Source organism: Cobetia sp. 14N.309.X.WAT.E.A4, assembly GCF_030397495.1.
Lineage (GTDB): Bacteria > Pseudomonadota > Gammaproteobacteria > Pseudomonadales > Halomonadaceae > Cobetia > Cobetia marina.
Window position 1 is genome coordinate 16076 of sequence record NZ_JAPNXT010000007.1, and the last position, 25822, is coordinate 41897.

The following is a 25822-nucleotide window of genomic DNA, read 5'->3' on the forward strand; positions in this document are numbered from 1 at the left end:
CATGAAAATAGTCGATGCCATTGAGCGTCAAACCCGTTGGGCGGGGTATCTGGGGGCTGTCCTGATACTGCCGCTGGTGCTTGCGCTGGTCTATGAGGTCTTCAGTCGCTATGTGCTGGGAAGGCCCACCCTGTGGGCGTTCGAGGTCAGCTACATGGTGATGGGCGCCATCTTCATGTTTGGCATGGCGAATGCACTTCGCGTGGGCCAGCACGTCAGTGTGGATGTGTTGAGTCAGAACTTTTCGCCACGTCTGAAAGCCGGGGTGCATCTGGCCTGTTATGGCGTATTGCTCCCCGTACTGGGCTGGCTGGTCTGGGAGCTTTCGTTCTATGCGATCGAGGCCTTCTCCAGCAATGAGCGCTCTGGTCGCTCGGCCTGGAATCCGGTGATCTGGCCAGTCTTCGGGGTGTGGTGGCTGGGCTTTGTCTATCTGACGCTGCAGGTGATCGCGGAGATGTTCAAACTCTGGAGCACGTTGCTGGGTCATGATCATGGCGCGGAGGTGTCCTCATGAGCGATTTCCTTGCCCTGATCATGTTCCCGGCCCTCATCGCGCTGATCGTGCTCGGCTTCCCGATCGCCTTCTCGATGATCGTCGTCGCGACGGTCTTCGGCGTCGCCCAGTTCGGTGATGCCGCTGCCTATCAGTTGTTGACCAAGATCGAAGACACGGCGTCCAACTCCATTCTGGCGGCCGTGCCGCTGTTCATCTTCATGGGCGCGATGCTCGAGAATTCCGGCATCGCCGAGCGGCTGTTCGGTGCCATCCATCTGTGGACGCGCCGGTTGCCGGGTGGCCTGGGGGTCGGCGCGGTCATCATGGGGACCATCTTCGCGGCTGCCAGCGGCGTGGTGGGTGCGACCGAGGCAGTGATCGGTATGCTGGCAGTGCCGGTCATGCTCAAGCATCAGTATGACAAGTCACTCATCTCCGGCACCATCTGCGCCAGTGGCTCATTGGGCACGGCAATTCCGCCTTCCATCACCGTCGTCATTCTCGGGCCTGTCGCGGGTGTCTCCGTCGGGTCACTGTTCAGTGGTCTGTTGATTCCGGGGCTTCTGATGGCGCTGTTGTTCCTCGTCTACATCGTCGTGGTCTGTGCGCTGAAGCCTGCGCTTGCGCCGCGACTCAAAGAAGATGAGCAACATCCGGGCTGGGGCAAGCTGCTCACCATCACCCTGAGTGCGTTGCTGCCGACCATGAGTCTGATCATGGTGGTGTTGGGCACGATTCTGATGGGCATCGCCACGCCGACGGAAGCGGCAGCCTGTGGTGCGCTAGGCTCCGTCTTGCTGGCGCTGGGCTATCGCAACCTCACGCTGTCCATCCTGTGGAATGCCGCGATACGCACGCTCAACATCACCGCCATGATTCTGCTCATCGTGCTGGGTGGCAACATGTTCGCCGGTGTCTTCTTCGCCTCCGGTGGCATGGCGACCGTTCAGTCGCTGCTGCTGGATACCGGCATGAGCCCGTGGTTCATTCTCGGTGCCATCCTGCTGATCGCCTTCCTGGCCGGTTTCGTGCTCGACATGATTTCGGTGGTGCTGATCGTCATCCCCGTGGCCATGCCGGTCATCGGTCTGCTCGGGTTTGATGAGATCTGGTTCTGCGTGGCCTTCCTCATCGTGATGCAGACGAGCTATCTGACCCCGCCGCTTGCCCCCTCCATCTTCTATCTACGCGCCATCACGCCTGCCGAAGTGACGCTCAAGCACATGTACAAGGGGGTCGTGCCTTTCATCGTCCTGCAGCTGGTGGTACTGGCGTTGATTCTCACATTCCCGGGGCTTGCGCTGTGGTTGCCTGATGCCATCAGCGGGCCGTCCTGGAAATGATGGTCGCCTTATTGAAAAGGAACGCGTACGCATGAGTGATGCAAAGCACGAAGATACTGAAATGGACATCAATCTCGATCGAGAGGCGCTCACCTCGCTATGCCACAAGGTGCTGACACGCCATGGCTTCAGCGAGTCGAATGTCGAGGCCATGAGTGATGCGCTGGTCGCAGCCGAGATGGATGGCTGTCGCTCCCATGGGCTCTATCGCCTGATGGGGTTCGTGGCCACGCTGAACAATGGAGGAGTGGTGCCGGACGCCGTGCCGGTGGTCGAGGATACGGCGCCCTCCATCGTCAAGGTGGATGCCAAGGGTGGCTTCTCGTCGCTGGCCTTCCAGCAGGGCGTGCCTGAGCTGCTCAGCAAGGCGAGAGCCAATGGGATTGCCATTCTGGCCATCAACCATTGCGTGCATGGCACGGCATTGTGGGTCGAGATCGAGCGCCTGACCCGTGAAGGGCTGGTAGCCATCGCCTGCAACCCGACCCAGTCGTACATGGCGCCGTATGGAGGCAGCCAGCCCCTGCTGGGCACCAACCCCATTGCCTTCGGCTGGCCGCGCGGGGATGGCAATCCCTACGTGTTCGACTTCGCGACCAGCGCCATCGCACGTGGCGATATCGAGCTGCATCGTCGTCAGGGGGATGAGATTCCGCTGGGCTGGGGGGTTGATCGAGAGGGCGCGCTGTCACAGGACCCTGCCGAGGTGCTGGATCATGGCGCGATGCTGCCGTTCGGTGAGCACAAGGGCTCTGCGCTGGCGATCATGATCGAGTTGATCGCAGGGCCGCTGATCGGTGACATGCTCAGTATCGAATCCAGCGAGCATGATCAAGGCAAGGGCAGCCTGCCGTATCATGGGGAGATGATCATCGCGATGGACCCGGCGCGTCTCACGGGGGGCAGCCCCCAGCAGCACATGCTGCGCTCTGAACGGCTGTTCGACCTGGTCAAGCAGCAGGGCGCGCGTCTTTCCTCCGAGCGTCGCTATCAGGCTCGCCAGAAGCATCTGGAGGAGGGCGTCACACTCTCCCGGGCGCTGTATGACGACATTCTCGAGCTTGCCTCCTGAGAAGTTGCCTGCGCCGAGCAGCCGAGTCATCGCTGACAGGCGCGCGGCAGGACGTCATGAGGGCATGAGGTCATGACTGCAGCAAGAAGAACGGCCGCCCCTGGGCGGCCGTTCTTCTATATGAGGTGTCCATCGTCGTCGCTGTCATCCTCAGTGCTCACCGATACTGGGCGCCCATCCAGTTCTGCCTGATTATGTGCACCACCGGATGTGGGCGTTTTTCCGCAAAGGTGCCGTTGCTGCTAGCGTAAGCCGTGTTGAGGGTCGTTGATGCCATCTTGATGGCCATTGAAGGGGAAAGGGACATGACGCTTGAGACGACATCGCGGTTTCGGGGTTGCTTGTTGGGTGGTGCGGTGGGAGATGCGCTGGGGGCGGCAGTGGAGTTCCTGTCGCACGAGGAGATCCAGGCGCGCTTCGGAAGTGAAGGAATACGCGATTACGCACCGGCCTATGGCGGGCTGGGGCGGATTACCGATGATACGCAGATGACACTGTTTACCGCCGAGGGTCTGTTGCGTAGCCACGTGCGCGGCTGTCTGAGAGGCATCACGACGCAAGGTAGCCTGGTCAACAGTGCCTATGAACGTTGGCTGTACACCCAAGGGGAACGCACGCAAAAGGCAACGGAACAGGAATGGCTGGACAGTGGCTGGTTGATCAAGCAGCCGGCACTGCATTCGCGCCGCGCCCCGGGCATGACGTGTCTGTCCGCGCTCAAACAGGTGCGCACCTACAGTGACACCGCGCAGAACGACAGCAAGGGCTGTGGGGGTGTGATGCGCGTGGCCCCCGTCGGCTTGTTCGCGCATGTGATGGGGGCCTCCTATGAGATGTGCTTCGCACTCGGGGAAGAGGTCTGCGCGCTGACCCATGGCCACGTGACCGGTCAGCTGACGGGCGGGGTGCTGGCGGTGATGACCCAATGCCTGGTGGCGGGTGACTCGATGGCACAGGCACTTGCGCACGCCATGCGCATTCTCGAGCGCAAATCAGGCTGCGAAGAGACCATGCAGGCCCTGAAGCAAGCCTGCGAGCTTGCCGAGTCCGACACTGCGCCGCAGGTGGCTGTCGTGATGCTGGGGTTGGGATGGATCGCGGAAGAGGCCCTGGCGATGTCCGTGTATTGCGCACTCACCGCGCGGGATTTCCGCTCCGCGATCCAGATCGCGGTCAATCATGATGGGGATTCGGATTCCACGGGGGCCATCACGGGCAACCTGCTCGGGGCGCAATGGGGAGAAGAGGCGATACCCGCTGATTGGCTGGAGCCGCTTGAACTGCGAGAGGTCATCGGCGAGGTGGCCCAGGACCTGCACGATTGCGCTCGCTGGGAGCTCTATACCGACGGGGGTGGCAAGGACGAGCGGTGGGTCTGGGAGAAATACCCGGGCTATTGATACGCGCAACGCTAGCTGACTGAACGCGGGGCAATCCTTGGATTGCCCCGCGTTTTCGTGTCTGACGATGCCTTTTTGGCGGCTGTCACGAAACGTCGGTAGCGCAAAGGTGAGGGCATGCCTCAAGTGGGCGATCCGAGGACAACATCAGAGGGTTTCGTAAGCGATTGATAACGCTGCGGTTATTACCAAAGTCGTAGACTGCTGCCTGACCAGACGTTCAATACAGGCTTTTATTGGTTCGCTAGTGGAATCAATGCTGTTCCAGTGGGGGGATATGTGCCGATGCGGGATTCGTCCACAATGCGCTCACTCCACATTGCACGAAACGGCAGTCTGGATCTGGTCGATGGCAGGCACCTGTCAAGACGCCTGCGACTTTTTTGAAGATGGCATGCATCCAACCCGTTTGCTCAAGCGTAATACTCATCAAGCACAACGGTGAGGGTTTCAGCAGGGTAAGAGGACAAGTTGCTGATGAATGCCTTTCTGATGATTGCGACCAAAGTTTAAACGTCATACGGCAGTGTCCTGGACAGTGCCAAGCATCTGATCCGCTCTCGATCATGGGATGTCCGCACCTTCAAGGTTATACAGAAGTGATGCAGAAGAGGGTTGAAGGTTGTACCTCTTGAGGTTCACCAACAATCCTCAGGAGCAGGGCAATGCCCAGGCAACGCAATCTGGTTCTTTGATGGAAACAGTGAGCTGCCAGCAGCACGGCTAGTGTGATAGCGCAATAATCATTAGTCTGTTAACAAGCTAGACGGATGCAGCCAAGACTGCATACGACATCACAAGGGCAATATTGCCCAGGACATAGAAAGGAAAACCCAATGAAAACTCTGAATCTCAAGACTCTGATCGCCGCCGCCGCTCTTGCCACCGTCAGCACCGCCACCTTCGCGGCTGATGACAGCCCGGCCGCCCAGCGTGTTCAGCAGTCCGTCAGCCAGGACGTCGTCGTCGGCACCGCCCAGCAGGCCCCGACGACTCAGGCCACCTTCGCGGAAACCGGCAAGAGCGTTGCGGCAGGTCGTGTCGAGACCGCGCTGACCCAGTCGTCCATTGAAGGGCACGGCAGCGCTACCGCCAGCCGTGAACAGGCCTTCGACAATGACGCTGGCAAGAGTGTCGCCGCGACCCGCGTTCAGCACGCCCTGAGCGACAGCAACGTCTGATTGACCATCATCCCTGACCTGCATTTCCAGGTCTGATCATCACTTCATCTTCATCGAGGAAATCATCATGAACACCATCAAGACCCTGATCGCCGCCGCCGCTCTCGCCACCGTCAGCACCGCCACCTTCGCGGCGGATGACAGCCCGGCCGCCCAGCGTGTCCAGCATTCCGTCAGCCAGGACGTCGTCGTCGGCACCGCCCAGCAGGCCCCGACGGCTCAGGCCACCTTCGCGGAGACCGGCAAGAGCGTCGCGGCAGGTCGTGTCGAGACCGCCCTGACCCAGTCCTCCATTGAAGGGCACGGCAGCGCTACCGCCAGCCGTGAACAGGCCTTCGACAATGACGCTGGCAAGAGTGTCGCCGCTACCCGCGTTCAGCACGCCCTGAGCGACAGCAACGTCTGATTGACCGTCATCCCTGACCTGCATTTCCAGGTCTGATCATCACTTCATCTTCATCGAGGAAATCATCATGAACACTCTCAAGACCCTGATCGCCGCTGCCGCTCTCGCCACCGTCAGCACCGCCACCTTCGCGGCTGATGACAGCCCGGCCGCCCAGCGTGTCCAGCAGTCCGTCAGCCAGGACGTCGTCGTCGGCATCGCCCAGCAGGCCCCGACGGCTCAGGCCACCTTCGCGGAAACCGGCAAGAGCGTCGCGGCAGGTCGTGTCGAGTCTGCTCTGACCCAGTCCTCCATTGAAGGGCAAGGCAGCGCTACCGCCAGCCGTGAACAGGCCTTCGACAATGACGCTGGCAAGAGTGTCGCCGCTACCCGCGTTCAGCACGCCCTGAGCGACAGCAACGTCTGATTGACCGTCATCCCTGACCTGCATTTCCAGGTCTGATCATCACTTCATCTTCATCGAGGAAATCATCATGAACACTCTCAAGACCCTGATCGCCGCCGCCGCTCTCGCCACCGTGAGCACCGCCACCTTCGCGGCTGATGACAGCCCGGCTGCCCAGCGTGTCCAGCACAACGTCAGTGAAAGTGTAATCCACGGTGCCGCTCAGCAGGCACCGACAGGCCAGGCGACCTTCGCGGAAACCGGCATGAGCACTTCGGCAGGCCGTTTCCAGATTGCCTCCGGTGACGACGAGATCCGTGGCCATGACCGCTCCATCCACCTGCAGGAATTCGATGTCGCCAATGATTCAGGCGATAGCGTTGCCGGCACCCGTGTTCGTCACGCCGTGAGCGACGTCAACGTCTGAGACGCCCGATGTCTGCGTCAGGCGCTTGCAGGCCAGGTGTCTGCACTGACATGACCTTTTTCAATAGGAGAACCCCCATGCAATCTCTCAAGTCTCTATTCGCCATTGCCGCATTGTCCGTTGCCGCCACTGGCGTGGCCTCTGCCAATGACAGCGAAGCCGATGCCCGCGTACGTGCCACCCTCAGTGATCGCGTGATCATGGGTCAGGCACAGCCGGTCACTCAGCAAGCCACACTGCACCATGATGATGTCGTGAAAACCGGCATGAGTGTCGCTGCCAGCCGCGTCCAGACATCCATCAGCAACGCCGGCATCCAGGGCACCACCCGTGCACTGGCAAGCGATTCGGCGGATTACGTCAACGATGCCGGCAAGAGTGTCTCTGCCACACGCGTCGAACATGCCTTGAACGAGAGCGCGTAACCGCTCGCGGCAACGCAATAGTCCCCGACTCTGCAAGACAGCCAAGGACGCCGATATGCCATCGACCTACCTCTGTCAGTTGCTGAATGGACCCACTGACCATCACGTTGTCTCCTGATGGTCAGTGCTCCAGAGAACAACTCGTGAGAGAGAAGAACGCTTGAGCAAGTGTTTTGACCCGAACGCAAGACCGCACTCGTCGTCAATGGCAGAACCCTTGCTCAAACGCTTTCCTGTCCTGAATGTCCTGTCCCGACATTCCCTGCCCGCCATTGGCGGGCTTTTTTTTGGCTTTTCGACGCTTCATGTGGATGTGACTTCATCCAGCACACGAACCACGGGGCTGTTGATCAGCGAGATCATCGCAATGAGGTCCCGTGAGAGAAAGGGCGCCGTGTGGTCGTGGTGACTCGCCTTGCATGAGAAACGCCCGCCATTCGGCGGGCGTTTCTCATGCAAGGATTTTCGCTTGCGTGGCGCTCGGATCAGTGAGCGCGAGTCAGGCGCGTGGCCAGCCACCAGCCCAGTAGCATCGTCAGTAGAAAACCCGCCAAAGGCAGACTCATGGCGCTGCTGGAGACGATGGCAGGCCCGGGGCAGTATCCGCTCAGGCCCCAGCCGGTACCGAACAGGGCCGTGCCGAGCAGCAGGCGACCATCGATATCGCGGCGTGTCGGCAGTTGGAATCGCTCACCCAACAGGGGAGTGCTGCGTCGCCAGGCGAGGCGATAACCGATGAAGGTGGTGATGACCGCCCCGCCAAGCACGAAGATCAGCGTGGGGTCCCAGTCTCCGGCCACGTCGAGAAAGCCGACGACACGCGCGGGGTCGGTCATGCCGCTGAGTGTCAGGCCGAGGCTGAAGACCAGCCCGGTAATGAAGCCGGTGACAGCTTTCATGGTGACTCTCCCAGCAGATGTCGGGTCACGAAGACCGTCAGCATGGCGATGGCCACGAACACCCCCGTGGCCTCCAGCGAGCGCGGGGAGAGACGCGCGATGCCGCAGACGCCGTGGCCACTGGTGCAGCCGCCGCCGATGCCTGTTCCCAGGCCCACCAGCAGGCCGGCGAACATCATGCTCAGCACCCCGCTGGCGGGATCGCCGATCAGCGCATCCGTGCCCTCGGCCACATTGCCCCAGTCAAGATTGAACAGCACAAGGAGCAGCGGGCCGCTGATCAACCCGAGCACGAAGGCGATACGCCAGCGGCGGTCCGGGCCTGATTCCAGCAGCGCGCCCTGCGTGATGCCACTGATACCGGCGATACGTCCCAGAAAGGCCATCAGCATCACTGCCGAAAGACCGATCAGAACGCCGCCGGCGAGTCCTTTCATGCTGCTCATCATGTCCATGTGGTTCGTCCTCGTGTCGCGGTCATCCTGCGTTGCGACGATGATATGCTCGTGCTTGGCAAGCGCCAACCGTCATCGCCCACCGACTGCTGAGTCTGCTGGTCATGACATCTGCCCATCGGGTGGCCTGAGTGGATCAGTTTGACCCGACAGCCACGGAAAGGCCCGCCTCGAGCATCTCGGGGCGGGCCTTTCCGTGGCTGTTCTACGTGTGGGCAAGGTCAGACCAGCTCGCGGTGCTCCTTGCGAGCGCGACGGCTGTCACGTACCACGGCGCCGCAGATCACGGCGAGTACGCCAAGGGTCAGCAATGGCCAGATGAGGACATAGGTGGCAAACAGGAATGTCATGGGCGTGTGTCTCCTGAAATGTGCAGTAGGAAAGTCCCCGGCGACGCCAAGGGCCGCCGGGGCTCTTGTGGCAAGCATCCCGATCAGGTCAGGGACTCGTCGTAATGGCCGACCTTGTCGGTGATGGTGGTGAAGTCAAAGCGCGGCTGGCGGCTGGCGAGACTCATGATCACACAGACCAGGGTGCTGGTGCCGTAGGCCGTGAGCGAGGCCAGCAGCACGGTGTAGTCACGCAGTTCGCCGGTCGCGAAGATGACCATGGCCAGCATGGCCAGCACGCCGGCGACCAGTCCGGCGATGCGACCGAGGAAGCCGAAGACCATCAGGCCGATGATGACGCCGCCACCGATGCTGGCGAGCAGCTCGAAGATCAGCCCACTGATACCCTCCAGCGGCACCCACTCGAAGCGCGCCATGCAGAACACCACCATGGCGACCAGGACGGAACTGGTGAAGGCCAGGTTGGTGATGCGATCCCAGAAGCAGCTGGCGATCACCGGGAAGACGATGGCGCCCCAGAGTGCGCCGACGAAGACCAGCATCACCAGAATATCCAGGGAGAAGCTGGCGAAGACGATCCCCAGCACGGTGGCGATGATCATCGTCAGACGCCCGACCAGCAACATGCGTCGAGGGTCGGCCTTGCCGCGGGCGATGTTCTTGCCGTAGACGTCCGCCATCATGATCGCCGAGAGTGCCGAGAGATCGGAGTCAGCGGTGGAGGACAGCGAGCCGATCACCAGGATGAAGAACAGGGCGATGAAGAAGGGCGGCAGGTACTCCGACACCATCTGCGGAATCAGGTTGTTCATGTCGCCATTGAGCGGCTCGACCCCGAGGGTCAGCGCCATCAGACCGATCATCCCCAGACCGATCACGATGGCACCGTAGCCGACGGTAGCCGTGATGAAGGTCGGCTTGATGTGATCTTCATTGACCGCGAACAGGCGCTGGGAAATCGTCTGATTGCCGATGGCATACGCCAGCACGGCCACGAAGAAGGGCGCCCCCTGATTGAGGATGGCATCCGTCGAGAAGAAGTCGGCCTGTTGCGGCGTGACATGCTTGAGCCCTTCCACCAGCTCCGAAGGGCCACCCATGGCAAAGAACACGGCCGGAATGATGACGATGGCGATGGCCATCAGTGCCACCAGCTGGGCGAAATCCGTCAATACCGAGGCGCGGAAGCCCGACCAGAGCGTATAGCAGAGCACCCCGACCCCCGCCAGGATGACGCCTGTCTGGAAGGACAGCGGCGACAGCACCGAGACAAGCGCACCGGCGGCCGTGAAGTTGACCATCAGGCTGATGATGCTGCCCAGCACGTTGGAGAAGGCCAGAATCAGCTGGCTGCTCGAACCGTGGCGTGCATGGATCAGCTCGCCCAGCGTATGGGCGTTGGGGGCCAGCTTGCGGAAGCGGCGGCCGAAGGGATAGATGAACAGGATCATCAGCGCGCCCCAGAATCCATAGTGGATCGGGCCTGACACGCCATAGGTATAGCCGGAGGTGGCAGCGGCATAGAAGGAGGCGGCCCAGATCCAGGTGGCGGTCATGCTGGCGGCGCCCATGCCGAAGCCGACACGGTGGTTGGACACCATGAACTCGTCAGCATCTTCCTTTTTCTTGCGAATGGTGAGAGTGATCAGGTAGGTACCGCCATAGAAGGCGATCAGCAGGAGAAGAACGGTAATGGTCGAGAATTGATAGAGAGAGTCGTTGTTCAAGTACGGAGCCTCCAATGGATGACAGAACACCTGTTGACCTGAGCAGCGAGCTGTTCAGGAGTGCGGTGATGAGAGTCATGAAAGGAAGGTTCTGAGCCGTCTTGCCTTGAGATGGTTGTCGTGTCCAAGGCGTCTTCGTCTGGTGAACAGGCAGACCCTGTCACACTTGCGAGCTACGAGGTGTCAGCACTTTCCAGGGAAGAAAGTGCGGGGTGGCGGGCGTCGTGGCATGCACTTGCCCTCATCAGCGTAATGCTGCGTCATGGATTCCCTCTCTTATCGATAATGTCGAGGTTTCGACAGTCTTTCGAAAATACTGGTGATCCAGTGGGTCGCGAGTCCTGGTGCTTTCGGTGAGCGTTAAGATTGAGTTAATGAAGGCTGCATACCTTAGTGTCTGGTTTGCGACATGTCCACCCTTGACAGATTCCAGCAGATCGCTATCAAGTATTATCTAAACTCCAGGTCCATAAAGATGGCGTCATGCCCAGAGATATCTGGCGGTTTATTGAATCTTCGTTCAATATAAATCAAGTGTAATTCTTGGTGTTTCAGGACGTCAAAGTCTGTCATTTAATGTCATTTAACTGTGTGAATTCCTCTTCTTTTTCTCGTGTTGCCTCTCGGATCATTGAAGGATTTTCTCTGCCTCATCGTGGGGTTTCATGTTGCTGGACCTTCGATAATTTCACGCAAGTGACTGTTTTAAAAGTTGTTTGTCTATTATTGCTCAGCGTTCGACCAGTTCTCATGAATACCGTGGTGACGAGGAGGACGCGAGAGGAGTACGAAGAGAGGGCGAGAAGAGTGAGAGGAGAGGGCGAGAGGAAAACAAGGAAAAAAGGGAAGGCTGTCTCGACGGTTGTACGCCACCTTGCTGGCCGATGAGTCAAAAAAACCGCCCCCTGAACGGGAGCGGCAAGATGATGTTCTCAGTGCAGAGCACGTCACTGAGGGGCGTCTTCAGCCCGCCGGGCTCAGGATGCGGATATCGCCATCGGCGATCCAGTCACCGGCGTTGTCGCGGAAGCGCTGCATATGTTCGGTCTCACGGTGGGCCTGCAGCGCATCGTGGGATTCCCAGGCTTCTACCACGGTGATGGTGTCGGGGCGTGGGTCGTTGTCCTTGTCGGCGGCGCGCTCGGAGTCCAGGCACGGGTGGTAGGCGTGGCAGCCATCTTCCTCGCGCACGGTGGGCGCGACGGCGCAGAGTTCATTGAAGACATCCTGAACGTGACCTTCCTTGGCGGTAACGGTGGCGATTACCCAGATCATCCTGGCTCCTTGTGACGGTGTTGACCGCAGTTGTGGCAGGGATTCTCGTGATGAGATGTCCTGACTATGTGGAGTCGTTTCTGGCCACTGCAAGGGGCGGCGGCTGACTGCCGGCATGATCTCGCGTGATGCGCACACCAAAGCGCCGGACAGCAGGGCTGTCCGGCGCAGTTGTCACCAGGCAATGATCCGTGATCGTGAGGGATCAGGACGGGAAGGCGAACTGGGCGCCTTCACGCAGACCGGCGGAAGGCCAGCGCTGGGTGATGGTCTTGCGGCGAGTATAGAAGCGCACCGCGTCCGGGCCGTAGGCGGACAGATCGCCGAACAGCGAGCGCTTCCAGCCACCGAAGCTGTGATAGGCGACCGGCACCGGCAGCGGCACGTTGATGCCGACCATGCCGACCTGGATGTGATCACTGAAGTAGCGGGCGGCTTCGCCATCTCGGGTATAGATGCAGGTGCCGTTGCCGTATTCGTGATCATTGATCAGCTGCATGGCGGCTTCCATCGAATCGGCGCGCACGACCAGCAGCACCGGGCCGAAGATCTCTTCCTGATAGCAGGTCATCTCCGGGGTGACGCCATCGATCAGGGTGCCGCCGACGAAGAAGCCGTTCTCGCCGCCTTCGACCTGCGGATTGCGGCCATCGACCACCACCGTCGCGCCTTGCTGCTCGGCGCTGTCGATGTAGCCCACCACCTTGTCGCGATGCGCCGCGGTGATCAGCGGGCCGAAATCATTGCCCTTGTCGCTGTAGATACCGACCTTGAGGCCTTCCATCTGCTGCTTCATCTGCGCGATCAGCTTGTCGGCGGCGTCATCGCCCACGGCCACCGCGACGGACAGCGCCATGCAGCGCTCACCCGAGGAGCCGAAGGCGGCGCCATTCAGTGAGTTGGCCACGTATTCCATGTCGGCGTCCGGCATCACGATGGCGTGGTTCTTGGCGCCACCGAGGGCCTGACAGCGCTTGCCGTTGGCGGCGGCGCGGCTGTAGATGTACTCGGCGATCGGCGTGGAGCCCACGAAGCTGACCGCCTGGATGCGCGGGTCATCCAGCAGCGTATCGACGGCTTCCTTGTCGCCATTGACGACATTCATGACGCCGGCCGGCAGGCCAGCCTCCATCAGCAGCTCGGCGATGAACAGCGTGGAGGTCGGGTCGCGCTCGGAGGGCTTGAGGACGAAGGTGTTGCCGCAGGCGATCGCCATCGGGTACATCCACAGCGGCACCATGGCCGGGAAGTTGAACGGCGTGATGCCGGCAACGACGCCCAGTGGCTGGAATTCGCTCCAGGAGTCGATGCCCGGGCCGGTATTGCGGCTGTGCTCACCCTTGAGCAGTTCCGGGGCGCTGCAGGCATATTCGACATTCTCGATGCCGCGCTGGAGTTCCCCCAGCGCATCGTGACAGATCTTGCCGTGTTCCTGGCCGATCAGGCGAGCGATCTCGTCGGAGTGCTCTTCCAGCAGCTGCTTGAAGCGGAACATCACTCGGGCGCGCTTGATCGGCGGCGTGTTGCGCCATTCCGGGAAGGCGGCGGCGGCGGCCGCGATGGCTTCCTCGACGGTCGCCTTGCTGGCCAGGCGCACCTGACCGCCGACCTCACCGGTGGAGGGATTGAAGATGTCCTGGGTACGGCCTTCGCTGTGATCGAGGTTGCCGTTGATGAGGTGACCGAGCGTTTTCATTGTTGTGGGCTCCATGAAATGACTTGCAAGAAAAAGGGCAGTGATGGGGCTGGCGTCGATCGCCAGTCCGAACGTGATTGTCAGTCCTGAACGTGATTGTCAGTCTTAAGCGTCGATCATCAGTCCTGTGCGGCGAAGGCATCGCCCAGGGCATTGATCAGACGATCCAGTTCATCGTGCTCGGTGATGAACGGCAGACCCAGCTGGATGGTGTCGCCGCCGTAACGCACATAGAAGCCGGCCTTCCAGCAATGCATGGCGATCTCGTAGGGACGCCGCGCCGGCTCGCCGGGATAGGCCTCGACCTGCAGAGCACCGGCCAGGCCGTAGTTGCGGATGTCACTGATATAGCGAGTGCCCTTGAGCTCGTGCAGCTTCTTCTCGAAGACCGGGCTCAGTTCACGGACACGGGGGATGAGCTGGTCATTCTCGAGCACGTCGAGGGCCGCCAGCGCCGCGGCACACGCCACCGGGTGACCGGAGTAGGTGTAGCCGTGGGGAATCTCCATCATGTAATCGGCGCCGCCGTTGTCCATGAAGGTCTGGTAGATATCGCCCTTGACGACCACGGCACCCATCGGCACCGCGCCATTGGTAAGCTGCTTGGCGACATTGAGGATGTCCGGTGTGACACCGAATTCCTCGGCGCCGCTCATGGCGCCCATGCGCCCGAAGCCGGTGATGACCTCATCGAAGATCAACAGGATATCGTGCTGGTCACACAGCTCGCGCAGTCGCTTGAGATAGCCCACAGGTGGCGGCAGCACGCCGGCGGAGCCTGCCATCGGCTCGACGATGACGGCCGCGATGTTGGAGGCATCATGCAGCGCGATCAGCTCCAGCAGCTCATCGGCGCGCTCGGCACCGGTCTGGGGCATGCCGGGGGTGAAGACATTTTCCTTGAGCAGGGTATGCGGCAGATGGTCGGCATCGACCCCCTGGCCATAGAGCGTGCGGTTGGCGCCGATGCCGCCGACGCTGAAGCCCCCGAAGTTGACGCCGTGATAACCCTTGCTGCGACCGATCAGCTTGGTCTTGGTCGGCTTGCCTTTCTTGCGCCAGTAGGCGCGCGCGATCTTCAGTGAGGTATCGGCGCTTTCGGAACCCGATCCGGTGAAGAAGACGTGATCCAGCCCCTCGGGCATCAGTCCCGTGATGCGATGTGCCAGCTCGAAGGCCTTGGGGTGGCCGTACTGGAAGGATGGCGCGTAATCCAGCTCGCGCAGCTGTGCGCTGACCGCTTCGGCGATCTCCGGGCGGCAATGGCCGGCACCGCAGGTCCAGAGACCCGACAGGCCATCGAAGATCTGGCGTCCCCGGGAATCCGTGAAGTAGGCACCCTGCGCCTTGGTGATGATGCGTGGGTCCTGCTTGAACTGCCGATTGGCCGTGTAGGGCATCCAGTAGGCGTCAAGTTGTTCCTTGCTCAATCCTGCCTGGGCGGAAGGGGATGTGTCGAAGGCGGTCATGATGTCTCCCGAAGAGTGCTGTTGTTGTTGGATCTCGGCTCCTGTCTGGCTAGATTAGAAAGCCCTTTTGATAAGATAAATGCCGTTGTCTTTATCTTCAGGAAAGCATTTACTTAACTTTCCATGTCGTGGAACTCAGGAGGGCAGACCATGCGCAAGGACGGCATGAGAGGACAGCTTGGCGATGCCGATCTGCGCTTGCTGCGCATCTTTCGCAAGGTGGTGGAATGCGGCGGCTTCTCGGCGGCCGAGATCGAGCTCAACATCAGTCGCTCCGCCATCAGCATGGCGATGAGTGACCTGGAGACGCGGCTTGGCCTCAAGCTCTGCCAGCGGGGTCGCAGTGGTTTCGCGCTCACCAATGAGGGAAGAGACGTCCATGAAGCCGCGATGCAGATGCTGGCAGCGGCGGAAGGCTTTCGCACGCGCATCAACGGACTGCACGCCTGGCTCAAGGGCGAGCTGAACATCGGCATCACCGACAACCTGGTCACCATGCCGGAGATGCACATCACTCACGCCCTGAGCGCGCTCAAGAAGCACGGTCCGGAAGTGAAGATCAACATCCGCATGATCCCGCCCAATGAGATCGAGCGCGCCGTACTGGATGGGCGATTGCATACCGGGGTGATCCCGACGCTCAAGACGCTGCCAGGACTCGAGTATCGCTCGCTCTACGAGGAAACCTCCTGCCTTTACTGCGCGCGGGGCCATGTGCTGTTTCGCGAACCCCGGGAAGGCGACACTCGCGCGCGCGGACGCCCGGTGGGGCAGGAGGAAATACGCCAGCATGATGCCGTGCTGCCTGCCTACGCGCAGACGCCCACGATCAAGGCGCTGCATGAGCCACTCAGGGCATCCGCCTCGGCGACCGACCGCGAGGGCATCGCCTTTCTGGTGCTCTCCGGGCGTTATCTCGGCTATCTGCCCACCCACTATGCCGAGCGCTGGGTGCGCGATGGCCAGATGCAGGCGCTCAGCCCGGTGGCCAACTCCTATGTCACCTATTACAGCGCCATCACGCGCAAGAGCCGCGCGCCCAATCTGGTGCTGGAGCGTTATCTGACCGAGCTGGACGCCCTGCGCCAGGCGACACCGACACGGAAAGCGCCATCTACCCAGGAGGGCCGGTCATGAATCAGCACCAGAGGAAGTGGGCCATCCAGGGGCGGGGAGACTGTCGGGATCATCAGGCGCGGTGAAGCGGATGACCTATTCGTTGTCGTCGTAGTGAATGATCGACAGCAGCTGAATCGGGACCTCGTTCAACTTCTCGGGGCCATGCGGAACGCCGGCATCGAAGGCCAGGCTGTCGCCGGGGCCCATCTCATAGAACTTGTCACCGTGGCGATAGGTGAGATGTCCTGACAGCAGATAGATGAATTCATGTCCGGCATGGCAGAAGTTGGGGAAGACTTCGCTGGCATCATCCATGGTGATCAGGAAGGGTTCGTAGCGCTTCTTGGGGCCCTGCTTGTAGCTCAACAGTTGATAGGCATGGCCGACTTCCGTGCCGGTGCGTACCACCTGCATGCCTTGCCCGGCCTTGATGTGCTGGGCACCACGCCCATTGACATCGTAATCGCTGAACAGCTTCGAGATCGGCAGACTCAAGGCATTGCACAGCTTGTTGAGGGTATCGAGACTGGTGGACACCTGGGCGTTCTCCACCTTGCTGATCATGCCCTGGCTGACACCGGCGATACGCGAGACGTCGGAAATCTTGTAGCCCTGCGAGACACGCTGCTGCTTGAGCGCGCGCGCGATGTGCTGCTCAAGTCCGAGACGCGTCTCGTCAGCTGCCGCCGTGATGGTGTCTTTCCTCTCTGACTGCGCAGCGGGGTCGGTCGCTGGTTCACGGGGCAGAGTGTCGGAGCTGTCCTGTTCCGACTTCTCGGAGGGAGCGGGGGATTTTCGCGGCATGATGACTCCTGTAGCGGAGAGGGTGGCAATGGGAAGGGGATGGCCGGCGAGGACACTGCATGTCCTTGTGAGGCATGCGGCGCATCGGCTCGCGGGCGGGGTATGGCGTGACATTACCAACTTTGCCGTCAACCCTCATCCTTGATGTCTGCCAAGGGGGCGGGAGTACCTTTCGAGAGTCCTTCTCAATCACCTGGACTGGGTGTGAGGCAAGAGGCCTCCTCGACGTCACGTCGAGGAGGCCTCTTGCGTCTTGCGTTCGCAATGCGTCCTGCCACTTCACCCGGTTATCACTGCAGGTCTTGCAGTGCCCGACATGGTGCGTGTGCTCAGCCGCGAGCCAGTCGCTTGGCCTTTTCCGGGTCATCGAAGGGCAGGGAATGACTGATGGCCGAGAGGCTGGTCTCTCCGTCAGTGCCGGTCTTGAGGGTCAGCGGGGTGCCATGCTCGGCATAGCCGGGTTCGAGACGTGCCAGCGCCATGGAGCGATCGCTCAGGCGCGAGTACATGCCTTGGGTGATGACACCGACACACTTGCCGTCGGCGTAGATCTTGTCACCGATCTGGGCGACGTCTTTCGAGTCCAGCAGCACGCCATAGACCTTGACGCGCTCCTTGCCCTGCAGCGCGAAGTGTTCGCTGGCGCCACGGAATTCGGTCTTGCCCGGGGAGACGGTGAAGTCCAGGCCCAGCTCCCACAGGGTGTCGCCCACCGGCTGGTCGGGGTACGGGTAGGTTTCGGAATTGTCCGCCGGGTAGAACAGCAGGTGGCTCTCGACCCGCAGCCAGTCAAGGGTGCCAAAGCTGCACGGCTTGATGCCCATGTCGGTGCCATCTTCGAGAATCTGTTCCCACAGAGAGGGAGCGTCCTTGGCCTTGCAGAAGATCTCGTAGCCCCGCTCGCCTGTGTAGCCGGTGCGCGAGATCATCACGTGGTAGCCGAACAGCTGGGTCTGCAGATGGTGGAAGTAACGCAGCTCACGGATGCCCGGCACATGACGCTCCAGAAAATCCACCGCGACCGGCCCCTGCAGTGACATGTCATGCATGTCGTCATCGAAGGTCAGGCTGACGGCGCGCCCCAGGGCACTCTTGGCCAGCATTTCATTCGCGGTGCCCGTGCCGTGCACCACGAGGTAGGAGTTCGGCGCCAGACAATAGACGATGCAGTCGTCGACGAACTTGCCGGCCTCATTCAAGACGCTGGCGTACACCGATTTGCCTGGATACAGCTTGGACATGTCCCGCGTGGTGACGTAATCCAGCACGGCCTGGGCGTGCGGGCCATTGCAGTGGATCTTCTTGAGCCCCGAGACATCCATCAGACCGGCGCGGGTGCGGATGGTCTCGTGGTCATCGGCCGTGTCCGAGACGGCGTAATTCCAGGCAGTGCCCATGCCATTCCAGTCTTCAAGCTCCGCGCCCAGCTTGCGGTGTTGTTCGGCCAATGCCGAGATGCGCCATGAATTCGCCATGCGTCCCTTTCTCCTGTGAGTCGTGCTGCCTAGCGTAAGTGGGTGGTGCCGTAGTCCTGCTGGTGCTGGCGGAGATGGCGCGCAAGACGCGCATCCGCCGCAGGAAGTGTTGTTGTTCTTTCGCCTCTTCAGGCGCCTCTTCAGGCGCTTCACAAGGGCTTGTGCCTGCTGCTTGCCTTGCCTGATCGCATGAGCATCGATTCTTGAAAGGAAAGAAACATTCCTCATGGTTAAGCAAGGGGCTTGCCAATTCCGTCAAAGGCCATGGCCACGGCAACCCTGGAGCGAGTCAGGCGGCGATTGGCAGCACGAATTCGGGCGTGAATATCAGCGCTTTGCATCATGCTGGTGCGAAGAGGGGGCTTTGGGCACCGAAATGATGCCTATTTCGAGAAACCGGCAGGATTTCACTCAGAATCACCTGACGTTTCCTGTGGGGTAAAACGCCTATGGAAAATAAATTTCCATACAAAACAGTAGGTTGATGAAAAGCTCTGGGCGACAGCTGACGAAATGGCATGCTGCATGCTTTTCTTTGAAGGAAATAAAGTTGACCAGCAGGAATCACAAAAACTCGTTTCATCCGCTATCTTGGCGTGGCGTGTCACCACAAGGGGTCAGGTTTCCCGGGGTGGCAGACAGTGTCGAGGGAGATGGAACCCGGTCCGCTCTCAGAGGAAACCCAGATGTCACCCGAAAAGGCGCAACAGTTCATCAAGGATCACGATATTCGCTACTTGCTGGCGCAGTTCGTGGATATTCATGGCGCTGCCAAGACCAAGTCCGTGCCGGCCAATTGCCTGATGGATGTGGTCGAGAAGGGCGCCGGCTTTGCCGGCTTCGCCGTCAGTGGTCTCGGCATGTCGCCGGAGGGGCCGGACTTCATGGCGCGTGGCGATCTGGACTCGCTGTGCCTGGTGCCGTGGCAGCCGGGCTATGCGCGCATGGCCTGTGATGGGTACGTCAATGGGCAACCGTTCGATAACGACAGCCGTGTGGTACTGCTCAAGCAGCTGGAGCGCATGAAGGAGAAGGGCTGGACACTCAATAGCGGGCTGGAGCCGGAATTCTCACTGTTCCGCCGGGGGGAAGCGGGTGAGCTGTTGCCGGTGGATGAGAGCGATACCCTCGCCAAGCCCTGCTACGACTACAAGGGCCTGTCGCGTTCGCGTGAATTCCTCGAGCGTCTGGTCGAATCGTTGCAGGCGGTGGACTTCGACGTCTATCAGATCGATCACGAGGACGCCAATGGCCAGTTCGAGATCAACTACACCTACAGCGATGCGCTGACCTCGGCAGACCGCTTCACCTTCGTGCGCATGGCTGCCGGCGAGATCGCCAATGATCTGGGCATGGTGTGCTCCTTCATGCCCAAGCCGCTGGCGGACCGCCCGGGCAACGGCATGCACTTCCACCTGTCCGTGTGTGATGACACCGGGCGCAATCTGTTCGGCGATGACACCGATTCCCAGGGCATGGGCCTGTCGCCGCTGGCGTATCACTTCCTCGGCGGTCTGCTGGCGCATGCCCCGGCGCTGTGTGCCTTTGCCGCGCCGACCGTCAATTCCTACAAGCGTCTGGTCGGCGGCGGCAGCACCAGCGGCGCGACCTGGGCGCCGGTCTTCATCGCCTACGGTGACAACAACCGCTCGGCCATGGTGCGTGTGCCCTACGGTCGCCTCGAGTTCCGCCTGCCGGACGCCGGCTGCAACCCCTATCTCGTGCACGCCGCCATCATCGCCGCGGGGCTGGATGGCGTGGCACGCAAGCTGGACCCGGGCACGCCCCACAACATCAATCTCTACTCGCTGACCCCGAGCGAATGCGCCGAGAAGGGCATCGAGACGCTGCCGCAGAATCTCTCGCTGGCCATTGATGCGCTCGAGGCGGACAGCATTCTGCGCGAGAGCCTGGGCGAGGGGATCTGCGCCGAGTTCATGCGCCTCAAGCGCGAGGAATGGCGGGACTACAACGCCCAGGTCAGTGAGTGGGAAGTCAAACGCTACGCCGAATTCTTCTGATCTCATCCGGCGGCGCTCGCGGATCTCGCGGGTCATGTCAGACGAGTGTCGCCACTGTCACCACCACGCTCAAGACACCAGGCAGGAGGACGCCTCCTGCCCGTGAGAGGACATCACCATGTGTGGAATCGTAGGGCTTTATCTCAAGAACCCGGCGCTGGAGTCGCGCCTGGGGGAGCTGTTCGAGCCGATGTTGATCGCGATGACGGATCGCGGCCCGGATAGCGCCGGCTTCGCCATCTATGGCGACGAATTTGACGCTGGCATCAAGCTGACGCTGCAGAGCGATGGTGTCGATGAGGATTGGGGGGCGATCGCCAAGGGCCTGGGCGAGCAGGTCGGCACGGTGGCGGACTGGTTCAGCAATGCCAGTGTCGCGGTATTCAAGATCGCCGGGGAAGAGAGTGCCGTGCGCAGCTGGCTTGCCGACAGCGCCCCGCAGATACGCGTATTGAGCGTGGGGCAGAGCATCGAGATCCTCAAGGCGGTGGGCCTGCCGGCGCATATCGCCAGCCTCTATGGCCTCAAGGGCATGCAGGGCAGCCACATCATCGGCCATACCCGCATGGCGACCGAAAGCGCCGTGACCCTGCAGGGCAGCCACCCGTTCTCCACCGGGCGTGATCTGTGCCTGGTCCACAATGGCTCGCTGTCCAACCACAACTGGCTGCGCACCAAGCTCAAGCGTGAGGGCATCAGCTTCGAGACCGACAACGATTCCGAAGTCGCCGCTGGCTACCTGACCTGGCGTCTGGAGCAGGGCGACAGTCTGGAAGCCGCGATCACCGGCGCCCTAAAGGACCTTGATGGCTTCTTCACCTTCACCATCGGCACCCGTGATGGCTTCGCCGTGGTGCGTGACCCGATCGCCTGCAAGCCTGCCGTGATCGCCGAGACCGATGATTACGTGGCCATGGCCTCGGAATACCGCGCCCTGGCCAGTTTGCCGGGCATCAAGGATGCCCGCGTGTGGGAGCCGGAACCCGGCCGCCTGTATCTGTGGGAAAAAGACACCGCCCGTTCGGAGGCCGCGTAATGATGAAGACTCACGATCTGGCCGTTGATGGGCTGCGCGAATTGAACCAGGCCCTGCACGATGCCGACACCCTGAAAGACGCGCGTGAGTGGCGAGTAGTCAACTCCGACGGCGCTCACAACATCGCCTGCGGTATCAATGACGCTATCAGTGTCGATATCGATGGCCACGCGGGCTACTACTGCGCGGGCATGAATCAGAAGGCCAGCATCACCATCCACGGCAACACCGGGGTCGGGGTGGCGGAAAACATGATGTCCGGCTGCGTGCGGGTCAAGGGCGATGCCTCCCAGTCCGCGGGCGCGACCGCCCACGGCGGCCTGCTGATCATCGAAGGCAACGCCTCGGCGCGCTGCGGCATCTCGATGAAGGGCGTGGATATCGTCGTCAAGGGCAACATCGGGGCCATGAGTGCCTTCATGGGACAGGCGGGACGCATGGTGGTCTGCGGCGACGCCGGTGAAGGCCTCGGCGATTCGCTCTATGAAGCGCGACTCTACGTGAAGGGCACGGTCGCATCGCTGGGCGCGGACTGCATCGCCAAGGACATGCGTGCCGAGCACCTGGAAGAACTGGCGGAGCTGCTGGCGAGTGCCGGAATCGAAGAAGACCCGGCCAGCTTCACGCGTTATGGATCTGCGCGTCAGCTCTATCACTTCAAGGTCGACAACGCCTCAGCCTACTGATCAGGATGCCCAACATGACCGACGAGACTCAAACACAGCCCTACAACCCGGCATTGCGCGAATCCGCGACCTTCGGCCGCGATGTCATCCATGAGATCCAGCGCGCGGCGGAGACGGGAATCTACGATATCCGTGGCTGGGGCGCCAAGCGCAAGGTGCCGCATTTCGATGACCTGCTGTTCCTCGGCGCCAGCATGTCGCGATATCCGCTGGAAGGCTATCGCGAGAAGTGCGAGACCGAAGTCGTGCTCGGCACGCGCCATGCCAAGAAGCCGGTGGTCATCAGCACACCGGTGACCATCGCCGGCATGAGCTTCGGGGCCCTGTCCGCCCAGGCCAAGGAAGCGCTGGGGCGTGGTGCCTCGGAAATCGGCACCTCCACCACCACCGGCGATGGCGGCATGACCCCGGAAGAGCGCGGCCAGTCCTCGCGCCTCGTCTATCAGTACCTGCCATCACGTTATGGCATGAACCCGGATGACCTGCGCAAGGCCGATGCCATCGAAGTCGTGCTCGGCCAGGGCGCCAAGCCCGGCGGTGGCGGCATGCTGCTGGGGCAGAAGATTTCCGAGCGGGTCGCGGGCATGCGCACTCTGCCGCAGGGCATCGATCAGCGCAGCGCCTGTCGCCACCCGGACTGGACTGGCCCGGATGACCTGGCGATCAAGATTGCCGAGCTGCGCGAGATCACCGACTGGCAGGTGCCGATCTACGTCAAGATCGGCGCGACCCGCACCTACTACGACGTCAAGCTGGCGGTGAAGGCGGGCGCGGACGTCATCGTGCTGGATGGCATGCAGGGCGGCACCGCCGCCACCCAGGATGTCTTCATCGAGCACGTTGGCATCCCGACCATGGCCGCCATCCCCCAGGCCACTCAGGCACTGCAGGAGATGGGCCTGCATCGTGAAGTGCAGCTGATCGTCTCCGGCGGGATTCGCAACGGTGCCGATGTCGCCAAGGCGATCGCGCTGGGTGCCGACGCCGTGGCGATCGGTACCGCCGCCTTGATCGCGCTGGGCGACAACCATCCGCGCTACGCCGAGGAGTATCAGAAGCTGGGGTCCGCCGCCGGTTTCTATGACGACTTCCAGGATGGCAAGTGTCCGGCCGGTATCTCCACCCAGGACCCGGAGCTGAGCCAGCGACTGGACCCGGTCGCGGCCGGCAAGCGCCTGGCCAACTACCTGCGCGTGCTGACGTTGGAAGCTCAGACATTGGCACGCGCCTGTGGCAAGTCACACCTGCATCATCTGGAGCCGGAAGATCTGGTCGCCCTGAATGTGGAAGCGGCCGCCATGGCACGTGTTCCGTTGGCGGGCACCAACTGGGTGCCGGGACAGGGCGGTTACTGATGGCTCGATCTTCATTATGCATGAGCGTGATTGGGCATAGCTGGCATTGCGCATGATTGTGATGGTAAAGGTGCGGAGTCTTTTGTCAGCAAACTCGCCGGAGTGTTGTCCGGGAAAGTTGCTACGATGCAGGAAGTTTTCTCCGGTTGATGTAGAAATATGACCTGACGATATCGAGTCATCAAAGCGCCTCACCGTTCGGTGAGGCGCTTTCTTTGGTGTTGAGTAAAGTCAAGTAATCCGACCAGTATCATGCAGAAAAAGCGCGTCAGAATACTGATAGTGGAGAAGCTTAGGGTGCCGTATAGATTGAAGGTTCGCGATTCTAACTGGATAGATTTTTCAATTCTTTCAGTAGTTTGAAGATATTCCATGATAAGGATATCTGGCGTAGCGATTGGCTTATGGGGGTGAGATAGATTCAGGGCAATAATGGTGAATTGAAGCCGTTTTTTATGAGTCAAGGGTCCTGTTTTGGTGCGTAAACATCTCTATTAATTGTTCATATGTGAAGTGGGGTTTTCAGGTAATTATGCTGGGTGTGTGGAGCAATGATTTTGCCATCAATGGCACGAAATATGCTCATGAAATGGAGTGGTAGTCGGGTGCACGTCATCGTCAAGACGGCGGCATTACAACAAAGACAATTTCTCAGAGCAGGGTCGTGTCATGAAAAGCCCGCAATCATCCTCTGTCACTGCCGGGATTCGAAGTCGGCAACACTATCCACGCATCGAGGCGCTGCCCGATGCCCAACGCTATCTGGTGGCGTGCCAGTCTCCCGAGAGCCTGCCAGGCACTGGAGAGGCGGCGGGCAACGCCCGTCAGCAACTGCAGATGCATTGTCAGCTGATCAGTACGCTGCTGGGGCAGCTCGGCAGTCGCGAGGTGGGAGGCGCCGTGCAATCCGCTCCGGCAACAGAGGCGTTGCCCACGGGGCCCGCCGACAGCGCCCGCCTGCATCGCTGGTACGACGTCGATGATCGCCCCCTGGCCTGCGATGCGCTGGCGGGTGCCATCGGCGAGGTAGGCGCGGCGGGGTGTCTGGTCATCATCGGCAGTGAGCATTTCGTGTGGCAGGTCGCCAATCTGGCTCAGCAGCAGGGGCTGCTGCTGGATGACATGGTGATGCTGCCGGTGGCTGCCCTGGGGCGGCATGTGTTCTGCGTGCACTGCCAGCAGGTCAGTGAGCACGTCATCCACTCGCCGTCAGCCTGCGATGGCTGTGGTTTGATGCTGGAAGTGCGTGATCATTTTTCCAAGCGTCTCGGCGCCTACATGGGCGTGCGAATCGATGCGGAAGCGCCGGGAGAGATTCCCCCACAGGAGGAGGTGGCACCATGTCTCGCTTCATGAAGGCGCGGGTCGCCGCGGTCGATCAGCTCAGCAGCAGCGTGCGCCGTCTCACTCTGGTGCCTGCCGATGAGACTTCACCCTTCACGCCGTTCTCGCCGGGCAGCCATGTGGTGCTCGGCATTCCGGGAGAAGGGCGGGTGTGTCGCAACGCCTATTCATTGATCAGCTCGCCGGATGATCCCTCGCATTACTGCATCGCGGTGCGTCGTCAGCCGGTCTCGCGTGGGGGCTCCGAAGCCATTCATTCCCGCGTGCAGGTCGGCGACGAGCTGGAGCTCAGCCCGCCGGCCAACCTCTTTCTGCCGCACTGGCAGGCACGCCACCACCTTATGTTGGCAGGCGGCATCGGCATCACGCCGTTTCTCTCCTACCTGCCGGAGCTGGAGAGTCGTGGCGCCAGCTGGGAGCTGCACCTGCGCAGCCAGGACCTAGACGTCGCCCGCTTCCCGGAGGCCGCGCCCTATCTGGCGAGTGGCAACATCACCCAGCATCGTCTCGAACGCCCGAATCTGAAGGCCTTGCTGGCGCGTCAGCCCGCCGGCACGCACGTTTATCTCTGCGGCCCGCAGGCCATGATTGATGCCGTGAAGGAAGCAGCACGCGAGCTGCACTGGAGTCTCGCGCGCATCCACCACGAGGTCTTTGCCGCCCCGGAACCGGGGACTCCCTTCACGGCCGTGGCGCGCGGCAGCGGCGTGGAAGTGGCGGTCGGTGCTCAGGAATCGATGCTGGAAGCACTGGAGCGCAGCGGTGTCGAGGTGAAGAGCCTGTGTCGCGGCGGGGTCTGCGGACAGTGTCGGGTCGAGATGCTGGAGGGGGAGGCGGAACACCGTGACGCCTTCCTCGATGAACAGGAGCGGGCCAGTCAGCGCTGCGTGATGCCCTGCGTTTCCCGGGCACGCAGCCAGCGGCTGGTGTTGGATCTCTGAAACCGTCTTTCGCGAGATGGACCCCCAAGGAG

General features: G+C 61.1%; 25 protein-coding genes. 16 read left to right on the forward strand and 9 right to left on the reverse strand.

Annotated elements, in window-relative coordinates; translation table 11 throughout:
• Window position 1 precedes the first annotated feature (1 nt).
• The 9 genes from OW493_RS10795 to OW493_RS10835 all read left to right on the forward strand — a co-directional run bounded on the left by OW493_RS10795 (window position 2) and on the right by OW493_RS10835 (window position 7138).
• Window positions 2-517 carry a TRAP transporter small permease subunit gene (locus tag OW493_RS10795; RefSeq protein WP_084208863.1) on the forward strand — a complete coding sequence of 172 codons (516 nt, stop codon included), beginning with the start codon at window positions 2-4 and terminating at the stop codon, window positions 515-517.
• Window positions 514-1842, forward strand: coding sequence for a TRAP transporter large permease subunit (locus tag OW493_RS10800; protein ID WP_084208862.1), 1329 nt, complete (start codon window positions 514-516; stop codon window positions 1840-1842). The genes OW493_RS10795 and OW493_RS10800 overlap by 4 nt, the downstream gene beginning before the upstream one ends.
• 31 nt (window positions 1843-1873) lie before the next feature.
• The gene (locus tag OW493_RS10805) at window positions 1874-2914 is read left to right on the forward strand and encodes an Ldh family oxidoreductase (RefSeq protein ID WP_289864134.1); all 1041 of its coding nucleotides are present in this window, start codon (window positions 1874-1876) and stop codon (window positions 2912-2914) included.
• Between the two features lie 305 nt (window positions 2915-3219).
• Window positions 3220-4314 (forward strand): ADP-ribosylglycohydrolase family protein, encoded by a 1095-nt coding sequence (locus OW493_RS10810; protein ID WP_289864135.1) that lies wholly within the window; start codon window positions 3220-3222, stop codon window positions 4312-4314.
• 836 nt (window positions 4315-5150) lie between these two features.
• The gene (locus OW493_RS10815) at window positions 5151-5495 is read left to right on the forward strand and encodes a hypothetical protein (protein WP_191236871.1); all 345 of its coding nucleotides are present in this window, start codon (window positions 5151-5153) and stop codon (window positions 5493-5495) included.
• A 67-nt stretch (window positions 5496-5562) separates the two neighbouring features.
• A complete protein-coding gene (locus OW493_RS10820) occupies window positions 5563-5901 on the forward strand; it encodes a hypothetical protein (protein WP_289864136.1) in 339 nt (112 codons plus the stop codon).
• 67 nt (window positions 5902-5968) lie between these two features.
• Window positions 5969-6307: a hypothetical protein gene (locus OW493_RS10825; RefSeq protein WP_289864138.1), complete on the forward strand. Its 339-nt coding sequence runs from the start codon at window positions 5969-5971 to the stop codon at window positions 6305-6307.
• Between the two features lie 67 nt (window positions 6308-6374).
• Window positions 6375-6713, forward strand: coding sequence for a hypothetical protein (locus OW493_RS10830; RefSeq protein WP_077377126.1), 339 nt, complete (start codon window positions 6375-6377; stop codon window positions 6711-6713).
• Window positions 6714-6790: 77 nt separating this feature from the next.
• The gene (locus tag OW493_RS10835) at window positions 6791-7138 is read left to right on the forward strand and encodes a hypothetical protein (RefSeq protein ID WP_077377123.1); all 348 of its coding nucleotides are present in this window, start codon (window positions 6791-6793) and stop codon (window positions 7136-7138) included.
• A 485-nt stretch (window positions 7139-7623) separates the two neighbouring features.
• Here the strand turns inward: OW493_RS10835 and OW493_RS10840 are convergent, their stop codons facing one another.
• The 7 genes from OW493_RS10840 to OW493_RS10870 form a co-directional block, all read right to left on the reverse strand.
• Entirely contained in the window at window positions 7624-8037 is a 414-nt protein-coding gene (locus OW493_RS10840; RefSeq protein ID WP_289864141.1) for a DUF6691 family protein, read from the reverse strand.
• Window positions 8034-8492 (reverse strand): YeeE/YedE family protein, encoded by a 459-nt coding sequence (locus OW493_RS10845; protein WP_289864142.1) that lies wholly within the window; start codon window positions 8490-8492, stop codon window positions 8034-8036. The genes OW493_RS10840 and OW493_RS10845 overlap by 4 nt, the downstream gene beginning before the upstream one ends.
• Window positions 8493-8713: 221 nt before the next feature.
• Window positions 8714-8842 (reverse strand): putative transporter small subunit, encoded by a 129-nt coding sequence (locus OW493_RS10850; RefSeq protein ID WP_218015038.1) that lies wholly within the window; start codon window positions 8840-8842, stop codon window positions 8714-8716.
• A gap of 83 nt (window positions 8843-8925) precedes the next feature.
• The gene (locus tag OW493_RS10855) at window positions 8926-10569 is read right to left on the reverse strand and encodes a sodium:solute symporter family protein (RefSeq protein WP_084209745.1); all 1644 of its coding nucleotides are present in this window, start codon (window positions 10567-10569) and stop codon (window positions 8926-8928) included.
• A 963-nt stretch (window positions 10570-11532) separates the two neighbouring features.
• On the reverse strand, window positions 11533-11844 hold the full coding sequence (locus OW493_RS10860; RefSeq protein ID WP_043332154.1) for a putative quinol monooxygenase: 312 nt from the start codon (window positions 11842-11844) through the stop codon (window positions 11533-11535).
• Window positions 11845-12049: 205 nt separating this feature from the next.
• Window positions 12050-13540 carry a CoA-acylating methylmalonate-semialdehyde dehydrogenase gene (locus OW493_RS10865; RefSeq protein WP_289864143.1) on the reverse strand — a complete coding sequence of 497 codons (1491 nt, stop codon included), beginning with the start codon at window positions 13538-13540 and terminating at the stop codon, window positions 12050-12052.
• A gap of 119 nt (window positions 13541-13659) precedes the next feature.
• Window positions 13660-15009: an aspartate aminotransferase family protein gene (locus tag OW493_RS10870; RefSeq protein WP_077377099.1), complete on the reverse strand. Its 1350-nt coding sequence runs from the start codon at window positions 15007-15009 to the stop codon at window positions 13660-13662.
• A gap of 150 nt (window positions 15010-15159) precedes the next feature.
• Here OW493_RS10870 and OW493_RS10875 point away from each other — a divergent pair, with 150 nt between their 5' ends.
• Window positions 15160-16146, forward strand: a complete 987-nt coding sequence (locus OW493_RS10875; RefSeq protein WP_077377096.1) for a LysR family transcriptional regulator — start codon at window positions 15160-15162, stop codon at window positions 16144-16146.
• Between the two features lie 75 nt (window positions 16147-16221).
• On the opposite strand, the gene OW493_RS10880 is transcribed toward OW493_RS10875, so the two are convergent.
• Both OW493_RS10880 and OW493_RS10885 read right to left on the reverse strand, forming a co-directional pair.
• The gene (locus tag OW493_RS10880; RefSeq protein ID WP_279875709.1) at window positions 16222-16932 is read right to left on the reverse strand and encodes an XRE family transcriptional regulator; all 711 of its coding nucleotides are present in this window, start codon (window positions 16930-16932) and stop codon (window positions 16222-16224) included.
• Window positions 16933-17261: 329 nt separating this feature from the next.
• Entirely contained in the window at window positions 17262-18407 is a 1146-nt protein-coding gene (locus tag OW493_RS10885; protein ID WP_176503742.1) for an aminomethyltransferase family protein, read from the reverse strand.
• Between the two features lie 686 nt (window positions 18408-19093).
• Between OW493_RS10885 and glnT the strand changes: the two genes are divergently transcribed.
• The 6 genes from glnT to OW493_RS10915 all read left to right on the forward strand — a co-directional run bounded on the left by glnT (window position 19094) and on the right by OW493_RS10915 (window position 25790).
• Window positions 19094-20428, forward strand: a complete 1335-nt coding sequence (gene glnT, locus OW493_RS10890) for a type III glutamate--ammonia ligase (protein ID WP_289864144.1) — start codon at window positions 19094-19096, stop codon at window positions 20426-20428.
• Between the two features lie 118 nt (window positions 20429-20546).
• Window positions 20547-21464 (forward strand): glutamine amidotransferase family protein, encoded by a 918-nt coding sequence (locus OW493_RS10895; protein ID WP_289864145.1) that lies wholly within the window; start codon window positions 20547-20549, stop codon window positions 21462-21464.
• Window positions 21464-22150 carry a protein glxC gene (locus OW493_RS10900; RefSeq protein ID WP_289864146.1) on the forward strand — a complete coding sequence of 229 codons (687 nt, stop codon included), beginning with the start codon at window positions 21464-21466 and terminating at the stop codon, window positions 22148-22150. Before OW493_RS10895 ends, OW493_RS10900 begins: the two co-directional genes overlap by 1 nt.
• Window positions 22151-22164: 14 nt before the next feature.
• Entirely contained in the window at window positions 22165-23505 is a 1341-nt protein-coding gene (locus tag OW493_RS10905; protein WP_077377081.1) for an FMN-binding glutamate synthase family protein, read from the forward strand.
• Between the two features lie 669 nt (window positions 23506-24174).
• Complete coding sequence (locus tag OW493_RS10910) at window positions 24175-24861, forward strand: dimethylamine monooxygenase subunit DmmA family protein (RefSeq protein WP_289864148.1); 687 nt, start codon at window positions 24175-24177, stop codon at window positions 24859-24861.
• Window positions 24846-25790: a PDR/VanB family oxidoreductase gene (locus OW493_RS10915; RefSeq protein ID WP_289864150.1), complete on the forward strand. Its 945-nt coding sequence runs from the start codon at window positions 24846-24848 to the stop codon at window positions 25788-25790. Before OW493_RS10910 ends, OW493_RS10915 begins: the two co-directional genes overlap by 16 nt.
• Window positions 25791-25822 lie beyond the last annotated feature (32 nt).

What these genes read in the sequence shown, in the direction of transcription:
- OW493_RS10875 (WP_077377096.1), top strand. Translation starts at nt 15,160, where the DNA reads ATGCGCAAGGACGGCATGAGAGGACAGCTTGGCGATGCCGATCTGCGC.
- OW493_RS10805 (WP_289864134.1), top strand. Translation starts at nt 1,874, where the DNA reads ATGAGTGATGCAAAGCACGAAGATACTGAAATGGACATCAATCTCGAT.
- OW493_RS10825 (WP_289864138.1), top strand. Translation starts at nt 5,969, where the DNA reads ATGAACACTCTCAAGACCCTGATCGCCGCTGCCGCTCTCGCCACCGTC.
- OW493_RS10870 (WP_077377099.1), bottom strand. Translation starts at nt 15,009, where the DNA reads ATGACCGCCTTCGACACATCCCCTTCCGCCCAGGCAGGATTGAGCAAG.
- OW493_RS10840 (WP_289864141.1), bottom strand. Translation starts at nt 8,037, where the DNA reads ATGAAAGCTGTCACCGGCTTCATTACCGGGCTGGTCTTCAGCCTCGGC.
- OW493_RS10915 (WP_289864150.1), top strand. Translation starts at nt 24,846, where the DNA reads ATGTCTCGCTTCATGAAGGCGCGGGTCGCCGCGGTCGATCAGCTCAGC.
- OW493_RS10830 (WP_077377126.1), top strand. Translation starts at nt 6,375, where the DNA reads ATGAACACTCTCAAGACCCTGATCGCCGCCGCCGCTCTCGCCACCGTG.
- glnT (WP_289864144.1), top strand. Translation starts at nt 19,094, where the DNA reads ATGTCACCCGAAAAGGCGCAACAGTTCATCAAGGATCACGATATTCGC.
- OW493_RS10795 (WP_084208863.1), top strand. Translation starts at nt 2, where the DNA reads ATGAAAATAGTCGATGCCATTGAGCGTCAAACCCGTTGGGCGGGGTAT.
- OW493_RS10905 (WP_077377081.1), top strand. Translation starts at nt 22,165, where the DNA reads ATGACCGACGAGACTCAAACACAGCCCTACAACCCGGCATTGCGCGAA.
- OW493_RS10810 (WP_289864135.1), top strand. Translation starts at nt 3,220, where the DNA reads ATGACGCTTGAGACGACATCGCGGTTTCGGGGTTGCTTGTTGGGTGGT.
- OW493_RS10910 (WP_289864148.1), top strand. Translation starts at nt 24,175, where the DNA reads ATGAAAAGCCCGCAATCATCCTCTGTCACTGCCGGGATTCGAAGTCGG.
- OW493_RS10820 (WP_289864136.1), top strand. Translation starts at nt 5,563, where the DNA reads ATGAACACCATCAAGACCCTGATCGCCGCCGCCGCTCTCGCCACCGTC.
- OW493_RS10815 (WP_191236871.1), top strand. Translation starts at nt 5,151, where the DNA reads ATGAAAACTCTGAATCTCAAGACTCTGATCGCCGCCGCCGCTCTTGCC.
- OW493_RS10845 (WP_289864142.1), bottom strand. Translation starts at nt 8,492, where the DNA reads ATGGACATGATGAGCAGCATGAAAGGACTCGCCGGCGGCGTTCTGATC.
- OW493_RS10850 (WP_218015038.1), bottom strand. Translation starts at nt 8,842, where the DNA reads ATGACATTCCTGTTTGCCACCTATGTCCTCATCTGGCCATTGCTGACC.
- OW493_RS10885 (WP_176503742.1), bottom strand. Translation starts at nt 18,407, where the DNA reads ATGGCGAATTCATGGCGCATCTCGGCATTGGCCGAACAACACCGCAAG.
- OW493_RS10880 (WP_279875709.1), bottom strand. Translation starts at nt 16,932, where the DNA reads ATGCCGCGAAAATCCCCCGCTCCCTCCGAGAAGTCGGAACAGGACAGC.
- OW493_RS10895 (WP_289864145.1), top strand. Translation starts at nt 20,547, where the DNA reads ATGTGTGGAATCGTAGGGCTTTATCTCAAGAACCCGGCGCTGGAGTCG.
- OW493_RS10865 (WP_289864143.1), bottom strand. Translation starts at nt 13,540, where the DNA reads ATGAAAACGCTCGGTCACCTCATCAACGGCAACCTCGATCACAGCGAA.
- OW493_RS10800 (WP_084208862.1), top strand. Translation starts at nt 514, where the DNA reads ATGAGCGATTTCCTTGCCCTGATCATGTTCCCGGCCCTCATCGCGCTG.
- OW493_RS10835 (WP_077377123.1), top strand. Translation starts at nt 6,791, where the DNA reads ATGCAATCTCTCAAGTCTCTATTCGCCATTGCCGCATTGTCCGTTGCC.
- OW493_RS10900 (WP_289864146.1), top strand. Translation starts at nt 21,464, where the DNA reads ATGATGAAGACTCACGATCTGGCCGTTGATGGGCTGCGCGAATTGAAC.
- OW493_RS10860 (WP_043332154.1), bottom strand. Translation starts at nt 11,844, where the DNA reads ATGATCTGGGTAATCGCCACCGTTACCGCCAAGGAAGGTCACGTTCAG.